Source organism: Luteimonas cucumeris, assembly GCF_007830035.1.
Taxonomy (GTDB): Bacteria; Pseudomonadota; Gammaproteobacteria; order Xanthomonadales; family Xanthomonadaceae; genus Luteimonas_C; species Luteimonas_C cucumeris.
Genome location: NZ_VLKN01000015.1, coordinates 1 through 16,482, shown reverse-complemented (window position 1 = coordinate 16,482; position 16,482 = coordinate 1). Strand labels below are relative to the sequence as shown.

Annotated in this window: 12 protein-coding genes and 1 tRNA gene; all 13 read left to right on the top strand. The window is 64.1% G+C overall.

Features of this window, described 5'->3' with window-relative positions; all coding sequences use genetic code 11:
- Window positions 1-173 precede the first annotated feature (173 nt).
- Window positions 174-249, top strand: a tRNA-Trp gene (locus IP90_RS16365).
- A gap of 40 nt (window positions 250-289) precedes the next feature.
- Window positions 290-670 carry a preprotein translocase subunit SecE gene (secE, locus tag IP90_RS16360; RefSeq protein ID WP_144900743.1) on the top strand — a complete coding sequence of 127 codons (381 nt, stop codon included), beginning with the start codon at window positions 290-292 and terminating at the stop codon, window positions 668-670.
- Between the two features lie 11 nt (window positions 671-681).
- The gene (gene nusG, locus IP90_RS16355) at window positions 682-1,263 is read left to right on the top strand and encodes a transcription termination/antitermination protein NusG (RefSeq protein ID WP_144900742.1); all 582 of its coding nucleotides are present in this window, start codon (window positions 682-684) and stop codon (window positions 1,261-1,263) included.
- A 151-nt stretch (window positions 1,264-1,414) separates the two neighbouring features.
- Window positions 1,415-1,843, top strand: coding sequence for a 50S ribosomal protein L11 (rplK, locus tag IP90_RS16350; protein WP_144900741.1), 429 nt, complete (start codon window positions 1,415-1,417; stop codon window positions 1,841-1,843).
- Window positions 1,844-1,846: 3 nt separating this feature from the next.
- A complete protein-coding gene (gene rplA, locus IP90_RS16345; protein ID WP_144900740.1) occupies window positions 1,847-2,539 on the top strand; it encodes a 50S ribosomal protein L1 in 693 nt (230 codons plus the stop codon).
- 487 nt (window positions 2,540-3,026) lie between these two features.
- Entirely contained in the window at window positions 3,027-3,557 is a 531-nt protein-coding gene (gene rplJ / locus IP90_RS16340; RefSeq protein WP_144900739.1) for a 50S ribosomal protein L10, read from the top strand.
- 56 nt (window positions 3,558-3,613) lie between these two features.
- Entirely contained in the window at window positions 3,614-3,985 is a 372-nt protein-coding gene (rplL, locus tag IP90_RS16335; RefSeq protein WP_144900738.1) for a 50S ribosomal protein L7/L12, read from the top strand.
- A 300-nt stretch (window positions 3,986-4,285) separates the two neighbouring features.
- Window positions 4,286-8,437, top strand: coding sequence for a DNA-directed RNA polymerase subunit beta (rpoB, locus tag IP90_RS16330; RefSeq protein WP_144900737.1), 4,152 nt, complete (start codon window positions 4,286-4,288; stop codon window positions 8,435-8,437).
- A gap of 125 nt (window positions 8,438-8,562) precedes the next feature.
- Entirely contained in the window at window positions 8,563-12,789 is a 4,227-nt protein-coding gene (gene rpoC, locus IP90_RS16325) for a DNA-directed RNA polymerase subunit beta' (RefSeq protein WP_144900736.1), read from the top strand.
- 289 nt (window positions 12,790-13,078) lie between these two features.
- On the top strand, window positions 13,079-13,453 hold the full coding sequence (gene rpsL / locus IP90_RS16320) for a 30S ribosomal protein S12 (protein WP_144900735.1): 375 nt from the start codon (window positions 13,079-13,081) through the stop codon (window positions 13,451-13,453).
- 88 nt (window positions 13,454-13,541) lie between these two features.
- Complete coding sequence (gene rpsG, locus IP90_RS16315; RefSeq protein WP_144900734.1) at window positions 13,542-14,009, top strand: 30S ribosomal protein S7; 468 nt, start codon at window positions 13,542-13,544, stop codon at window positions 14,007-14,009.
- Between the two features lie 202 nt (window positions 14,010-14,211).
- A complete protein-coding gene (gene fusA / locus IP90_RS16310; protein WP_144900733.1) occupies window positions 14,212-16,302 on the top strand; it encodes an elongation factor G in 2,091 nt (696 codons plus the stop codon).
- A 76-nt stretch (window positions 16,303-16,378) separates the two neighbouring features.
- On the top strand, window positions 16,379-16,482 hold a 104-nt coding region (locus IP90_RS16305; RefSeq protein WP_082559638.1), incomplete at its 3' end, for a GTP-binding protein.

Here is a 16,482-nt window from a genome sequence, read left to right as displayed (position 1 = left end):
TTGGCCAGTCGACGCCCTAGGCGTCGGCGCCCGCAGATCGTCGTCCCGGCGCAAGTCGGGACCCAGTACCGCCAGCCATGATCTGCCCAGCGGTTCGAGGCGGAAAATGCAGGGAAACAGGCAGGGCGGCGCGAGCCGCCATTGCCTTTTTCGGAAAGCCGCAAAAAAACGATACGCCAGTAGCTCAATTGGCAGAGCAGCGGTCTCCAAAACCGCAGGTTGGGGGTTCGAGTCCCTCCTGGCGTGCCACCTGGACGCGACGCGAGAGCGGCGCCTAACAAAGAAACGGATGAACAGCAGGATCGATCAATCCAAAGCCGCCGCTTCCTCGGGCGACATCGTGAAGTACGCGTTGGCGTTGCTGCTGGTGGCCGGTGGCGTGTTCGCCTTCTACTGGTTCGGCCAGTGGCCGACCGCATTGCGCATCCTGGCGGTGACCGGCGGGTTGGTGCTGGGCACGGTGGTGTTCCTGACCACGCGCAAGGGCGCGCTGACGCTGGAGTTCCTGTCCGAGTCGCGTTTCGAGCTGCGCAAGGTGGTCTGGCCGACGCGCCAGGAGGCCATGCGCACGACCTGGGTCGTGATCATCGTGGTGATCCTCGTCAGCCTGCTGCTGGCCGGCTTCGATGTGGTCATCCAGTTCGCGGTCAAGTGGCTGCTGGGTCGTTGATGGAGATGGAAATGCAGTCCGCTGAAGAAAACAACAATCGTCGCTGGTACGTGGTCCACGCCTATTCCGGTTTCGAGAAGTCGGTGGCGCAGGCGCTGCGCGACCGCATCGTGCGTACCGGCATGGAAGACAAGTTCGGCGAAGTGCTGGTGCCGACCGAGGAAGTGATCGAGATGCGCTCCGGCCAGAAACGCCGTTCCGAGCGCAAGTTCTTCCCCGGTTACGTGCTGGTGCAGATCGCGACCCACGAGGAAGCGGGCATTCCGCGCATCGACAGCGAAAGCTGGCACCTGATCAAGGAAACGCCGAAGGTGATGGGCTTCATCGGCGGTACCGCCGATCGTCCGTTGCCGATCCGCGACGACGAGGCCGATGCGATCCTGCAGCGTGTGCAGGAAGGCGTCGAGAAGCCGCGTCCGAAGATCCTGTTCGAGCCGGGCCAGATGGTGCGCGTCACCGACGGCCCGTTCAACGACTTCAACGGCGTGGTCGAGGAAGTCAATTACGAGAAGAGCCGCGTGCGTGTGGCGGTGCTGATTTTCGGGCGTTCGACGCCGGTCGAGCTGGAGTTCGGCCAGGTGGAGAAGGCCTAAGGCCGTGATTCGCGATTGGTGATCCGTGATTCGAAAAGGCTCTTGCTCTTGCGAATCACCAATCACGAATCGCCAATCACGAATTCAACGAAGGAGGAGTCCCGCAGTTCGCGAGAACGTGCAGACGCTTGAACTCCAGGAGTAGACAACAATGGCAAAGAAAGTAGTCGGTTACATCAAGCTGCAGGTCAAGGCCGGACAGGCGAACCCGTCTCCGCCGGTCGGTCCTGCGCTGGGCCAGCGCGGCCTGAACATCATGGAATTCTGCAAGGCGTTCAACGCCGCCACGCAGAAGCTGGAGCCGGGCCTGCCGACGCCGGTCATCATCACGGCCTATTCCGACCGTACCTTCACCTTCATCACCAAGAGCACCCCGGCCACCGTGCTGCTCAAGAAGGCCGCCGGCATCACTTCCGGCTCCAAGCGCCCGAACACCGAGAAGGTGGGCAAGGTCACCCGCAAGCAGCTCGAGGACATCGCCAAGGCGAAGGAAGCCGACCTGACTGCGGCCGACCTGGATGCAGCGGTGAAGACGATTGCGGGCTCGGCCCGTTCCATGGGTCTGGTGGTGGAGGGCTAAGACATGACGACCAAGCGAATCAAGGCGCAGAGCGCCATCGAACCGGGCAAGGCCTACGCGATCGACGAAGCGATCAAGATCGTCCGCGACAACAGCAAGGTGAAGTTCGTCGAATCCGTCGACGTCGCCGTGCGCCTGGGCGTGGATGCCAAGAAGTCCGACCAGCAGGTGCGCGGTTCGACCGTGCTGCCCGCCGGCACCGGCAAGACCGTGCGCGTGGCGGTGTTCGCCCCGGCTGGTGCCAAGGCCGATGAAGCCCTGGCGGCCGGCGCCGAAGCCGTCGGCATGGACGACCTGGCCGAGAAGATGCAGGCCGGTGATCTGAATTACGACGTGGTCATCGCCACGCCGGATGCGATGCGCGTGGTCGGCAAGCTCGGCCAGGTGCTCGGTCCGCGGGGCCTGATGCCGAACCCGAAGGTGGGCACCGTGTCGCCGAATCCGGCCGAAGCGGTGAAGAACGCCAAGGGCGGCCAGGTGCGCTACCGCACCGACAAGGCCGGCATCATCCACTGCACGATCGGCAAGGCCGATTTCGACGCAGACAAGCTGAAGCTGAACCTGCAGGCGCTGCTGATGGACCTGATCAAGGCCAAGCCGTCCAGTGCCAAGGGCCAGTACCTGCAGAAGGTCTCGCTGAGCTCGACCATGGGCCCGGGCGTGATCGTCGACCAGTCCTCGCTCGCGTTGAAGTGACGTTCTGACCCGCGCACCGCGCGTGGCCTTGTCAGAACGTCATCCTGAGCGTAGCGAAGGATCTGTTTTTGTTTTTCGTCAATTCCAGGCAAAGCAAAACAGCTTCCACGCTTCGCTCGGAATGACAGTTTTGGAAGTGGCGGTCCGTTGACCGCCATGTTTGAAATTTGAGGGCATCGCCCGGGGTTTGAAGCCCGAAGCGAAGCTGTCAAAGACCGCAGGCGCGGTCAGCGCATATCGGCGACGGGCATGGAAGCTCGCACTGGCAGGGAAACGCCGCCGATGGAAGCGGGATCGCTTAATCCGTCCCAGCAGTGGGACCAGCCGGCGTAGATGGTGCCGCCTTCTGTGAGTTTTCTGGTTCCGACCTTCTGGTCACCAGTCAGAACGGCCACCACCGGGGTGTCAACCCCCGGTGCCCAGGACGGGCACCGCCCAGGACCGCAAGCGGCAGGAGCCGTGCGCGGAGTTCAATTGGAGGAGTGTAATGGCTCTCAATCTGTCCCAGAAGCAAGAAGTAGTCGCCGAACTGGCAGACGTCGCCGCGAAGGCGCACTCCCTGATCGCCGTCGAATACGCAGGCACCACGGTCTCCCAGATGACCGCGATGCGCAAGAAGGCGCGTGAGACCGGCGTGTACTTGAAGGTAGTCAAGAACACGCTGGCCGCCCGTGCCGTGGAAGGTACCGAATACGAGTGCACGAAAGACGCACTGGTCGGTCCTCTGCTGTATGCGTTCTCGACCGAGGAGCCCGGCGCTGCCGGTCGCCTGATCAAGGAATTCGCCAAGGGCAACGACAAGCTGCAGGCCAAGGTCGTTTCGGTGGGTGGCCAGCTGTATCCGGCAACCCATGTCGACGTACTGGCCTCGCTGCCGACTCGCGACCAGGCGCTGGCCATGCTGGCCCGCGTGCTCGCCGAGCCGGCCAGCATGTTCGCCCGCGCGGTCAAGGCCGTGGCCGACAAGCAGGGGGGTGGCGAAGAAGCCGTCGCCGAAGCTGCTGTCGAAACCGCCTGATTCCGTCCTGACGGTTCAACGAAACCCAATCCAGAATATTTTCAGAGGTAAATAAAATGTCCCTTTCCAACGAACAGATCGTCGACGCAATCGCCGAAAAGACCCTGATGGAAGTGATGGAGCTGGTCAAGGCCATCGAAGAGAAGTTCGGCGTCTCCGCCGCCGCCCCGGTTGCCGCGGCTGGTCCGGCCGTCGCTGCCGCCCCGGTCGAAGAGCAGACCGAGTTCACCGTCGTGCTGAAGGCCGCCGGCGAGAAGAAGGTAGAGGTCATCAAGGCTGTCCGCGCCATCACCGGCCTGGGCCTGAAGGAAGCGAAGGACCTCGTCGAAGGTGCTCCGCAGACCGTGAAGGAAGCCGTCTCGAAGGAAGACTCCGAGAAGATGAAGAAGGACCTCGAAGCCGCTGGTGCGTCTGTCGAAGTGAAGTAAGCGATATCCGTCGCCGGCTGACATTGGCGACACACTGAGGCCGGGGGCGAAAGCCCCTGGCCTTCGGTCGTTGTTTCAACGGCCGGGATCCGGAACAAGATTCCCGATCACGGCCTTCAATCGAGTTGGTAGTTGGAAGTAGCAGCAGAAGGCGTGCGGGTGCCGGCAATACCCGCGACTTCCAACTGACAGTTCCCTTTCCATCAGGGACTCGTGATTCGCGACAGGGATTGGCGATGCATGGTTTACCGCATTGCGAATCCGATCCAGAACCACGAACCCCGGCTCCAAGGTGCCCCCATGACGACTTATTCATTCACCGAAAAGAAGCGCATCCGCAAGGATTTCGGCAAGCGCGGCTCGATCCTCGAAGTGCCGTTCCTGCTGGCCATCCAGGTCGATTCCTATCGTGAATTCCTGCAGGAAAACGTCGATCCCGCCAAGCGCGAGGACCGCGGCCTGCACGCCGCGCTGAAATCGGTGTTCCCGATCACCAGCTACAACGGCTACGCATCGCTCGAATACGTCGGCTACAAGCTCGGCGAGCCGGCGTTCGACGAGCGTGAGTGCCGCAACCGTGGCCTCAGCTACGGCGCGCCGCTGCGCGTCACCGTGCGCCTGGTGATCTACGACCGCGAGTCGTCGAGCAAGGCGATCAAGTACGTCAAGGAGCAGGAAGTCTACATGGGCGAAATTCCGCTCATGACCGACAACGGCACCTTCATCGTCAACGGCACCGAGCGCGTCATCGTCTCGCAGCTGCACCGTTCGCCGGGCGTGTTCTTCGACCACGACCGTGGCAAGACGCACAGTTCGGGCAAGCTGCTGTACAGCGCCCGCATCATCCCTTACCGCGGCTCCTGGCTGGACTTCGAGTTCGACCCGAAGGACGCGCTGTTCACCCGTATCGACCGCCGCCGCAAGCTGCCGGTCAGCGTGCTGCTGCGCGGCCTGGGCTACTCCAACGAGGAGATGCTCAACGAGTTCTTCGAGATCAACACCTTCCATATCCTGCCCGAGGGCGTGGAACTGGAACTGGTCGCCGAGCGCCTGCGCGGCGAGACGCTGGAGTTCGACCTGGCCGACGGCGACAAGGTCATCGTCGAAGCCGGCAAGCGCATCACCGCGCGCCACGTGAAGCAGCTCGAGCAGTCGGGCATCGCCGCGCTGGCCGTGCCTGACGCTTACCTCGTTGGCCGCATCCTGTCACACGACGTCGTCGACGCGTCGACCGGCGAACTGCTGGCCACGGCCAACGACGAGATCACCGAAGAGCAGCTGGCCAAGTTCCGCAAGGCCGAAGTCGCGGCCGTCGGCACCATCTGGGTCAACGACCTGGACCGCGGCGCCTACCTGTCCAACACGCTGCGCATCGACGGCACCAAGACCCAGCTCGAAGCGCTGGTCGAGATCTACCGCATGATGCGTCCGGGCGAGCCGCCCACCAAGGACGCCGCGCAGAACCTGTTCCACAACCTGTTCTTCACTTTCGAGCGCTACGACCTCTCGGCCGTGGGCCGGATGAAGTTCAACCGCCGCATCGGCCGCAAGGAAGTCACCGGCGCCTCGGTGCTGTACGACCGCAAGTACTTCGGCGAGCGTAACGACGACGAGAGCAAGCGCCTGGTCGGCGAGTACGGCGACACGTCCGACATCCTCGACGTGATCAAGGTGCTGACCGAAATCCGCAACGGTCGCGGCACCGTCGACGACATCGACCACCTCGGCAACCGCCGCGTGCGTTCGGTCGGCGAAATGGCCGAGAACGTGTTCCGCGTCGGCCTGGTCCGCGTCGAGCGCGCCGTCAAGGAACGCCTGACGATGGCCGAGGCCGATGGCCTGACCCCGCAGGACTTGATCAACGCCAAGCCCGTGGCTGCCGCGATCAAGGAGTTCTTCGGCTCCTCGCAGCTGTCGCAGTTCATGGACCAGAACAACCCGCTGTCGGAAGTCACCCACAAGCGCCGCGTCTCGGCGCTGGGCCCGGGCGGCCTGACCCGCGAGCGCGCCGGCTTCGAAGTGCGCGACGTGCATCCGACCCATTACGGCCGCGTCTGCACCATCGAGACGCCGGAAGGCCCGAACATCGGCCTGATCAACTCGCTGGCCGTGTTCGCGCGCACCAACGGCTACGGCTTCCTGGAAACGCCGTACCGTAAGGTGGTCAACAGCCGCGTCACCGACGACATCGAATACCTGTCGGCGATCGAGGAGAACGAATACGTCATCGCACAGGCCAACGCCGCGCAGGACGACAAGGGCAACCTGACCGCGCAGTTCGTCGATTGCCGCTACCAGGGCGAGTCGCTGCTCAAGCCGCCGGCCGAGATCCACTTCATGGACGTGTCGCCGATGCAGACCGTGTCGGTCGCGGCGGCACTGGTGCCGTTCCTGGAGCACGACGACGCGAACCGCGCGCTGATGGGCGCCAACATGCAGCGTCAGGCCGTGCCGACGCTGAAGTCGCAGAAGCCGCTGGTCGGCACCGGCATCGAGCGCGCGGTGGCGCGCGACTCGGGCGTGACGGTGAATGCGCGTCGTGGCGGCGTGATCGAGCAGATCGACGCCGGCCGCATCGTGGTCAAGGTCAACGAGGACGAGATCTCCGGTGATACCGATGCCGGCGTCGACATCTACACGCTGATCAAGTACACGCGTTCCAACCAGAACACCTGCATCAACCAGACCCCACTGGTGAACGTGGGCGACGTGGTCGCGCGCGGCGACGTGCTGGCCGACGGTCCGTCCACCGACATCGGTGAGCTGGCGTTGGGCCAGAACATGCTGGTCGCGTTCATGCCGTGGAACGGCTACAACTTCGAGGACTCGATCCTGCTCTCCGAGCGCGTGGTCGAGGAGGACCGTTACACCACGATCCACATCGAGGAGCTGACCTGCGTCGCGCGCGACACCAAGCTGGGGCCGGAGGAAATCTCCGCCGATATCCCGAACGTCTCCGAGCAGGCGCTGAACCGCCTCGACGAGTCCGGCGTGGTGTACATCGGTGCGGAAGTGCGCGCCGGCGACATCATGGTCGGCAAGGTGACGCCGAAGGGCGAGAGCCAGCTGACCCCGGAAGAAAAGCTGCTGCGTGCGATCTTCGGCGAGAAGGCGTCCGACGTTAAGGACAGCTCGCTGCGCGTGCCGCCGGGCATGGACGGCACCGTCATCGACGTGCAGGTCTTCACCCGCGACGGCATCGAGAAGGACAAGCGCGCCCGCCAGATCGAGGAAAACGAGGTCAAGCGCGTCAAGAAGGACTTCGACGACCAGTTCCGCATCCTCGAGAGCGCGATCTATGCGCGTCTGCGCAGCCAGATCCTCGGCAAGATCGCCAACGGCGGCCCGGGCCTGAAGAAGGGCGACACGGTCAGCAGCCTGGTGCTGGATGGACTGAAGAAGTCCGACTGGTTCCAGATCCGCATGAAGGACGACGACGCGATCGATGCCATCGAACGTGCGCAGAAGCAGATCGACGCGCACCAGAAGGAGTTCGAGAAGCGGTTCCAGGACAAGCGCGGCAAGATCACCCAGGGCGACGACCTCGCTCCGGGCGTGCTGAAGATGGTCAAGGTGTTCCTGGCGGTGAAGCGTCGCATCCAGCCGGGCGACAAGATGGCAGGCCGTCACGGCAACAAGGGTGTGGTGTCGACGATCGTTCCGGTCGAGGACATGCCGTACATGGCCGATGGCCAGACCGTCGACATCGTGCTGAACCCGCTGGGCGTGCCGAGCCGAATGAACATCGGCCAGATCCTGGAGACGCATCTGGGCTGGGCCGCCAAGGGCCTGGGCCAGAAGATCCAGCGGATGATGGAAGCGCAGGCCAAGGTCAACGATCTGCGCGCCTTCCTCGACCAGATCTACAACCACGACGAGAAGCTGCACGGTCAGCGCGTCGACCTCGCCAAGTTCAGCGACCAGGAACTGATGGCGCTGGCCGGCAACCTGCGCGACGGCGTGCCGATGGCGACGCCGGTGTTCGACGGTGCCAACGAAGCCGAGATCAAGGCGATGCTGACACTCGCCGACCTGCCGACCAGTGGCCAGACCGTGCTGCACGACGGCCGCACCGGCGAGGCGTTCGAGCGTCCGGTTACCGTCGGCTACATGCACATGCTGAAGCTGAACCACCTGGTCGACGACAAGATGCACGCGCGTTCGACCGGTCCGTACTCGCTCGTCACCCAGCAGCCGCTGGGCGGCAAGGCGCAGTTCGGCGGCCAGCGTTTCGGCGAAATGGAAGTCTGGGCGCTGGAAGCCTACGGCGCGGCCTACACCCTGCAGGAAATGCTGACGGTGAAGTCCGACGACGTGCAGGGCCGCAACCAGATGTACAAGAACATCGTCGACGGCGAGTACGAGATGGTGGCCGGCATGCCGGAGTCCTTCAACGTGCTGGTGAAGGAAATCCGTTCGCTCGGCATCAACATGGAGCTGGAAGAGCATTGAGGGCCGTGATTGGGGATTCGTGATTCGTGATTCGCAAAGGCCAAGGCCGCGAACCACGACCACGAATTCGCTTTGACTAATCACCAATCACCAATCGCGAATCACGCTCCAACGGAGACAAACAAATGAAAGACCTACTGAACCTCTTCAACCAGCAGCGCCAGGCTCCGGACTTCGACGCGATCAAGATCGCGCTCGCTTCGCCGGACCTGATTCGTTCCTGGTCCTACGGCGAAGTGAAGAAGCCGGAAACGATCAACTACCGTACCTTCAAGCCCGAGCGCGACGGCCTGTTCTGCGCCGCGATCTTCGGTCCGATCAAGGACTACGAGTGCCTGTGCGGCAAGTACAAGCGCATGAAGCACCGTGGCGTGGTCTGCGAGAAGTGCGGCACGGAAGTGACGCTGGCCAAGGTGCGCCGCGAGCGCATGGGCCACATCGACCTGGCCTCGCCGGTCGCGCACATCTGGTTCCTCAAGTCGCTGCCGTCGCGCATCGGCCTGATGCTGGACATGACCCTGCGCGACATCGAGCGGATCCTGTACTTCGAAGCTTACGTCGTGACCGAGCCGGGCCTGACCCCGCTCGAACAGGGCCAGCTGCTGAACGAAGAACAGTTCATGCAGGCGCGCCAGGAGCATGGCGACGACTTCGAAGCGGCGATGGGTGCCGAAGCGGTGTTCGAGCTGCTGCGCACGATCGACCTGCAGGCGGAGATGGTCAACCTGCGCGAGGAGATCGCCTCGACCAACAGCGAGACCAAGCTCAAGCGTCTCACCAAGCGCATCAAGCTGGTCGAAGCCTTCCTCGAGTCGGGCAACCGCCCGGAGTGGATGGTCATGACCGTGCTGCCGGTGCTGCCGCCGGACCTGCGTCCGCTGGTGCCGCTGGATGGCGGCCGCTTCGCGACCTCCGACCTCAACGACCTGTACCGCCGCGTCATCAACCGCAACAACCGCCTGCGTCGCCTGCTCGAACTCAATGCGCCCGACATCATCGTGCGCAACGAGAAGCGCATGCTGCAGGAATCGGTTGATGCGCTGATGGACAACGGCCGTCGCGGCCGCGCCATCACCGGCACCAACAAGCGCCCGCTGAAGTCGCTCGCCGACATGATCAAGGGCAAGCAGGGCCGCTTCCGCCAGAACCTGCTCGGCAAGCGCGTGGACTACTCGGGCCGTTCGGTCATCGTGGTCGGTCCGACCCTGCGCCTGCACGAGTGCGGCCTGCCGAAGAAGATGGCGCTGGAGCTGTTCAAGCCTTTCATCTTCGCCAAGCTGCAGCGTCGTGGCCTGGCCACGACGATCAAGGCCGCCAAGAAGCTGGTCGAACGTGAAGAGGCCGAGGTGTGGGACATCCTCGAAGAGGTGATCCGCGAGCATCCGGTGCTGTTGAACCGTGCGCCGACGCTGCATCGCCTCGGCATCCAGGCGTTCGAACCGGTGCTGATCGAGGGCAAGGCGATCCAGCTGCATCCGCTGGTCTGCACCGCGTTCAACGCCGACTTCGACGGCGACCAGATGGCCGTGCACGTGCCGCTGTCGCTTGAAGCGCAGCTGGAAGCGCGCGCGCTGATGATGTCGTCCAACAACATCCTGTCGCCGGCCAACGGCGAGCCGATCATCGTGCCGTCGCAGGACGTCGTGATGGGCTTGTACTACATGACCCGCGCGCTGGAGAACAAGGCGGGCGAGGGCATGGCGTTCGCCAACATCGCCGAGGTCAAGCGTGCCTACGACCACCGCGCCGTGCAGCTGCACGCAAAGGTCAAGGTACGCATCGGCGAGACCGTGATCGACGAGGACGGACAGCGCAGCCATCGTGTCTCGGTCGTCGACACCACCGTCGGCCGTGCCCTGCTGGCCGAGATCCTGCCGGAAGGCCTGCCGTTCGCGCTGGTCAACACCGAGCTCAACAAGAAGGCGATCAGCCGCCTGATCAACACCAGCTACCGCATGCTGGGCCTGAAGCAGACGGTCGTGTTCGCCGACCAGCTGATGTACACCGGCTTCGCCTACGCGACCCGCGCCGGCGTGTCGATCGGCATCGACGACATGATCATCCCGGGCGAGAAGAAGGGCATCCTCGACGAGGCCGAGGCCGAGGTGCTGGAAATCCAGCAGCAGTACCAGTCGGGCCTGGTCACCGCCGGTGAGCGCTACAACAAGGTCGTCGACATCTGGTCGCGCACCAACGAGCGCGTGGCCAAGGCGATGATGGACGCGATCGGCACCGAGAAGGTGCAGAACGCCAAGGGCGAGACCATCGACCAGAAGTCGATGAACTCGGTCTACATCATGGCCGACTCCGGCGCGCGTGGTTCGCAGGCGCAGATCCGCCAGCTCGCCGGTATGCGTGGCCTGATGGCCAAGCCGGACGGCTCGATCATCGAGACGCCGATCACCGCGAATTTCCGCGAAGGCCTGAACGTCCTGCAGTACTTCATCTCGACCCACGGTGCCCGTAAGGGTCTCGCGGATACCGCGCTGAAGACCGCGAACTCCGGCTACCTGACCCGTCGCCTGGTCGACGTGGCGCAGGACGTGGTGATCACCGAGGTCGACTGCGGCACCAGCGAAGGCCTGACCATGGCCCCGATCGTGGAAGGCGGCGACGTGGTCGAACCGCTGCGCGACCGCGTGCTCGGCCGCATCGTGGCCGAAGACGTGTACCTGCCCGGCAACGACGCCGATCCGATCGTCACCCGCAACGAACTGCTCGACGAAGTCTGGGTGCAGAAGCTCGAAGACGCTGGCGTGCAGTCGATCAAGGTGCGCTCCACCATCACCTGCGCGTCCGCGTTCGGCGTCTGCTCGCTGTGCTACGGCCGCGACCTGGCGCGTGGACACACGGTCAACATCGGTGAATCGGTCGGCGTGATCGCGGCGCAGTCGATCGGCGAGCCCGGCACGCAGCTGACGATGCGTACCTTCCACATCGGCGGCGCGGCTTCGCGTGCAGCTGCGGTGGACAACGTCACGGTCAAGACCACCGGCTCGATCAAGTTCAACAACCTCAAGACCGTCGCGCACGCCAGCGGCAACCTGGTCGCGGTTTCGCGTTCGGGTGAACTGTCCGTGCTCGACGGTCACGGCCGCGAGCGCGAGCGCTACAAGCTGCCGTACGGCGCCACCATCACCGCCAAGGACGGAGCCGAAATCAAGGCCGGCCAGCAGGTCGCGAACTGGGATCCGCACAACCATCCGATCGTGTCGGAAGTGGCGGGCTTCATGCGCTTCTACGACTTCATCGATGGCGTTACCGTCATCGAGAAGACCGACGAACTGACCGGCCTGGCTTCGCGCGAGATCACCGATCCCAAGCGCCGCGGCTCGCAGGGCAAGGACCTGCGCCCGATCGTGCGCATCGTCGACAAGAACGGCAAGGACCTGAACATCCCGGGTACCGACCTGCCGGCGCAGTACCTGCTGCCGCCGCGCTCGATCGTCAACCTGCAGGATGGCGCGCCGGTCGGCGTCGGCGACGTGGTTGCCAAGATCCCGCAGGAAGCGTCCAAGACCCGCGACATCACCGGCGGTCTGCCGCGCGTGGCCGACCTGTTCGAGGCGCGCAAGCCGAAGGACCCGGCGATCCTCGCCGAGATCTCCGGCATCGTCTCGTTCGGCAAGGACACCAAGGGCAAGCAGCGCCTGATCATCAAGGACCCGGACGGCAACGATCACGAAGAGCTGATTCCCAAGTACCGCCAGATCATCGTGTTCGAAGGCGAGCACGTGGAGAAGGGCGAGACCGTGGTGGACGGCGAGCCGAGCCCGCAGGACATCCTGCGCCTGCTCGGCGTGGAGCCGCTGGCCGTGTACCTGACCAAGGAAATCCAGGACGTGTACCGCCTGCAGGGCGTGAAGATCAACGACAAGCACATCGAGGTGATCGTTCGCCAGATGCTGCGCAAGGTCGAGATCACCGACCAGGGCGACACCAAGTTCCTGCATGGCGAGCAGGCCGAGCGCCTGCGCGTGCTGGAGGAGAACGTCAAGGCCGACGCCCGCAACGAGCTTCCCGCCAAGTACGACCCGGTGCTGCTGGGCATCACCAAGGCCTCGCTGGCGACCGAGTCGTTCATCTCGGCGGCCTCGTTCCAGGAGACCACCCGCGTGCTGACCGAAGCGGCCGTGCGCGGCACCCGCGACGGCCTGCGCGGCCTCAAGGAAAACGTGATCGTCGGCCGCCTGATCCCGGCCGGTACCGGCCTGGCGTACCACACCCTGCGCCGCAAGAACGCTTCGGGCCTGACCGCGGCCGAGATGGACGCGCTGGCCGGCGATACCCCGGCCGTGGCCGAGGTGGCCACCGAGGCGGCCGAAGGTGGCGAGGAGTCCAGCGCCAGCTGAAGCAACACCCAGTGACGGCCTGCGGGCCGTCCCAGACCCCGAAATGAGGCGCAGGGAGCGCCTCGTGTTCGGCCCAGGAAGGGCGGGAAAAACTCCATGAGATCCGGCGCCCGTGTGCAGGGCGCCTGGAAATCGGGACTTGGCTTGCGTTGACGGCGACGTTTAACGCCAGCTATACTTTTTGGTCTTGGCAGGCCCGCGCAAGCGGCCCTGCCTTACTGTTTGAACCTTGCGTTCCAACCAAGCCCGGCCACCAGGCCTCGGCCCAACCGACAGAATCCATATACCGATGGCAACGATCAACCAGCTGGTGCGGAAGCCGCGCAGCCCCGAAACCTACAAGAGCACCTCGCCTGCGCTGGCTAACTGCCCGCAGCGCCGCGGCGTCTGCACGCGCGTCTACACCACGACCCCGAAGAAGCCGAACTCGGCGCTGCGCAAGGTCGCCAAGGTGCGCCTGACCAACGGCTACGAGGTCATTTCGTACATCGGCGGCGAAGGCCACAACCTGCAGGAGCACAGCGTGGTGCTGATCCGCGGCGGCCGCGTCAAGGACCTGCCGGGCGTGCGCTACCACACCGTGCGCGGTTCGCTGGACGCCGCCGGCGTCGCCAAACGTCGCCAGGCCCGTTCCAAGTACGGCGCCAAGCGTCCGAAGAGTTGAGTATTCCGGGCATTTGCCCGGGAAAAGCTAGCGCGGCCATTCCTGGCCGCACTTCCAACCAGCAGCATCGAGATAGGCAGATACATCCATGTCACGTAAAGGTTCCGCCCCCCAACGCACCGTCCTGCCCGACCCGAAGCACGGGAGCGAGACGATCGCCCGCTTCATCAACATGGTCATGCAGAGCGGCAAGAAGTCGGTCGCCGAGAAGATCGTGTACGGCGCCATGGACGTGATCGGCGAGAAGAACGCCAATGCGCTCGAGCTGGTCGAAAAGGCGCTGGGCAACATCTCGCCTTCCGTCGAGGTCAAGTCGCGTCGCGTCGGCGGCGCCACCTACCAGGTGCCGGTCGAAGTGCGCCAGTCGCGCCGCATGGCGCTGGCCATGCGCTGGCTGATCGAATCCGCCCGCAAGCGCGGCGAGAACACCATGCCGCGCAAGCTGGCTGCCGAACTGATCGACGCTTCGGAAAACCGCGGCGGCGCGATCAAGAAGCGCGAAGAAACCCACCGCATGGCGGAAGCGAACAAGGCGTTCGCCCACTACCGCTGGTGAGATAGCTGAAAAGCGGCGCACGAACGTGTGCCGCCAGGCGCCGGAGACGGCGACCGCGTGGCGCCCCGCAGCGTTTGCAGCAGGCGCCGCCCGCGACGAAACAGAACGTTCGTCGCAATGACGAATCCGGAAGCCGCCGCGAGGCGGCATCCGGCCATATCAGGCCCAGGTTCGCATCGGGCACAACACACGAGAGACAGCCGTGGCTCGCACCACTCCCATCGAGCGTTACCGCAACTTCGGCATCATGGCCCACATCGATGCCGGCAAGACCACCACGTCCGAGCGCATCCTGTTCTACACGGGTGTCAGCCACAAGATCGGCGAAGTCCATGACGGCGCCGCGACGATGGACTGGATGGAGCAGGAGCAGGAGCGCGGCATCACCATCACCTCCGCCGCGACCACCGCGTTCTGGAGCGGCATGGACAAGTCGCTGCCGCAGCATCGCTTCAACATCATCGACACCCCCGGGCACGTCGACTTCACCATCGAAGTCGAGCGTTCGCTGCGCGTTCTCGATGGCGCGGTGTTCGTGCTGTGCGCGGTCGGCGGCGTGCAGCCGCAGTCCGAAACCGTGTGGCGTCAGGCCAATAAGTACCAGGTGCCGCGCCTTGCGTTCGTCAACAAGATGGACCGCACCGGCGCCAACTTCGACAAGGTCGTCGAGCAGCTGAAGAGCCGCCTCGGCGCCTATGCCGTGCCGATGCAGGTGCCGATCGGCGCCGAAGACGGCTTCGAGGGCGTGATCGACCTGGTCAAGATGAAGGCGATCCACTGGGATACCGCGTCGCAGGGCACCGTGTTCGAGTACCGCGACGTTCCGGCCAACCTTCTCGACAAGGCGACCGAAGCACGCAGCTTCATGATCGAAGCGGCTGCCGAGGCCAACGAAGCGCTGATGGACAAGTACCTCAACGAGGGCGAACTGTCCGAGGCCGAGATCCTGGGTGGACTGCGCGAGCGCACGCTGAAGGTGGAGATCGTTCCGGTCTTCTGCGGCACCGCGTTCAAGAACAAGGGCGTGCAGGCCATGCTCGACGGCGTGATCAACCTGCTGCCGTCGCCTTCCGATCGTCCGCCGGTGCAGGGCATCGACGACCACGAGAAGGAAGACAGCCGCAAGGCGCTGGATTCCGAGCCGTTCTCGGCGCTGGCGTTCAAGATCATGACCGACCCGTTCGTCGGTTCGCTGACCTTCTTCCGCGTCTACTCGGGCGTGCTCAATTCCGGCGACCAGGTCTACAACCCGGTGAAGTCGAAGAAGGAGCGCGTGGGCCGCATCCTGCAGATGCACTCCAACCAGCGCGACGAGATCAAGGAAGTGCGCGCGGGCGACATCGCCGCGGCCGTGGGCCTGAAGGACGTGACCACCGGCGATACGCTGTGCGCGCAGGACCACATCATCACCCTGGAAAGGATGACCTTCCCGGAGCCCGTCATCTCGATGGCGGTCGAGCCGAAGACCAAGTCCGACCAGGAAAAGATGGGCATGGCGCTGGGCCGCCTGGCGCAGGAAGATCCGTCGTTCCGCGTGCGTACCGACGAGGAATCCGGCCAGACCATCATCGCCGGCATGGGCGAGCTGCACCTGGACATCATCGTCGACCGCATGAAGCGCGAGTTCAACGTCGAGGCCAATGTCGGCAAGCCGCAGGTCGCGTACCGCGAGACCATCCGCAAGTCGGTCAAGGTCGAAGGCAAGTACGCGCGCCAGACCGGCGGCAAGGGCCAGTTCGGCCACGTCTGGATCGAGCTGTCGCCGAACGAGCAGGGCAAGGGCTACGAGTTCGAGAACGCGATCGTCGGCGGCGTGATTCCGAAGGAATACATTCCGGCCGTCGACAAGGGCATCCGTGAGGCGGTCAACAACGGCGTGCTCGCCGGCTATCCGGTCGTCGACGTCAAGATCAAGCTGATCGACGGTTCGTACCATGAAGTCGACTCGTCGGAAATGGCGTTCAAGATCGCCGGTTCGATGGCCTTCAAGGAAGGCTTCAACAAGGCCAGCCCGGCCCTGCTCGAACCGATGATGAAGGTCGAGATCGTCAGTCCCGAGGATTACCTCGGCGACGTGATGGGCGACGTCAGCCGTCGTCGCGGCATCCTGCAGGGTCAGGACGATAGTCCGTCGGGCAAGATCATCAACGCGATGATCCCGCTGGGTGAGATGTTCGGCTACGCGACCACGCTGCGTTCGATGTCGCAGGGGCGCGCGACCTTCACGATGGAGTTCGACCACTACGCGGAAGCGCCGACCAACATCGCCGAAGCGGTCATCAAGAAGAACTAAGAGCAGCGATTGGAGATCCGGGATTCCCGCTTTCCCAATCCCCCAATCCCTAATCACCAATCTCGGAGTCAGGAAAATGGCAAAAGGTAAATTCGAGCGCACCAAGCCCCACGTGAACGTGGGTACGATCGGACACGTGGATCACGGCAAGACGACGCTGACGGCGGCGCTGACGAAGGT

Excerpts from the sequence above, each read along its gene's own strand:
- rplJ (WP_144900739.1), top strand. The coding sequence starts at position 3,027 with ATGGCTCTCAATCTGTCCCAGAAGCAAGAAGTAGTCGCCGAACTGGCA.
- rpsG (WP_144900734.1), top strand. The coding sequence starts at position 13,542 with ATGTCACGTAAAGGTTCCGCCCCCCAACGCACCGTCCTGCCCGACCCG.
- rplA (WP_144900740.1), top strand. The coding sequence starts at position 1,847 with ATGACGACCAAGCGAATCAAGGCGCAGAGCGCCATCGAACCGGGCAAG.
- rpoB (WP_144900737.1), top strand. The coding sequence starts at position 4,286 with ATGACGACTTATTCATTCACCGAAAAGAAGCGCATCCGCAAGGATTTC.
- secE (WP_144900743.1), top strand. The coding sequence starts at position 290 with ATGAACAGCAGGATCGATCAATCCAAAGCCGCCGCTTCCTCGGGCGAC.
- nusG (WP_144900742.1), top strand. The coding sequence starts at position 682 with ATGCAGTCCGCTGAAGAAAACAACAATCGTCGCTGGTACGTGGTCCAC.
- rpoC (WP_144900736.1), top strand. The coding sequence starts at position 8,563 with ATGAAAGACCTACTGAACCTCTTCAACCAGCAGCGCCAGGCTCCGGAC.
- rplK (WP_144900741.1), top strand. The coding sequence starts at position 1,415 with ATGGCAAAGAAAGTAGTCGGTTACATCAAGCTGCAGGTCAAGGCCGGA.
- rpsL (WP_144900735.1), top strand. The coding sequence starts at position 13,079 with ATGGCAACGATCAACCAGCTGGTGCGGAAGCCGCGCAGCCCCGAAACC.
- rplL (WP_144900738.1), top strand. The coding sequence starts at position 3,614 with ATGTCCCTTTCCAACGAACAGATCGTCGACGCAATCGCCGAAAAGACC.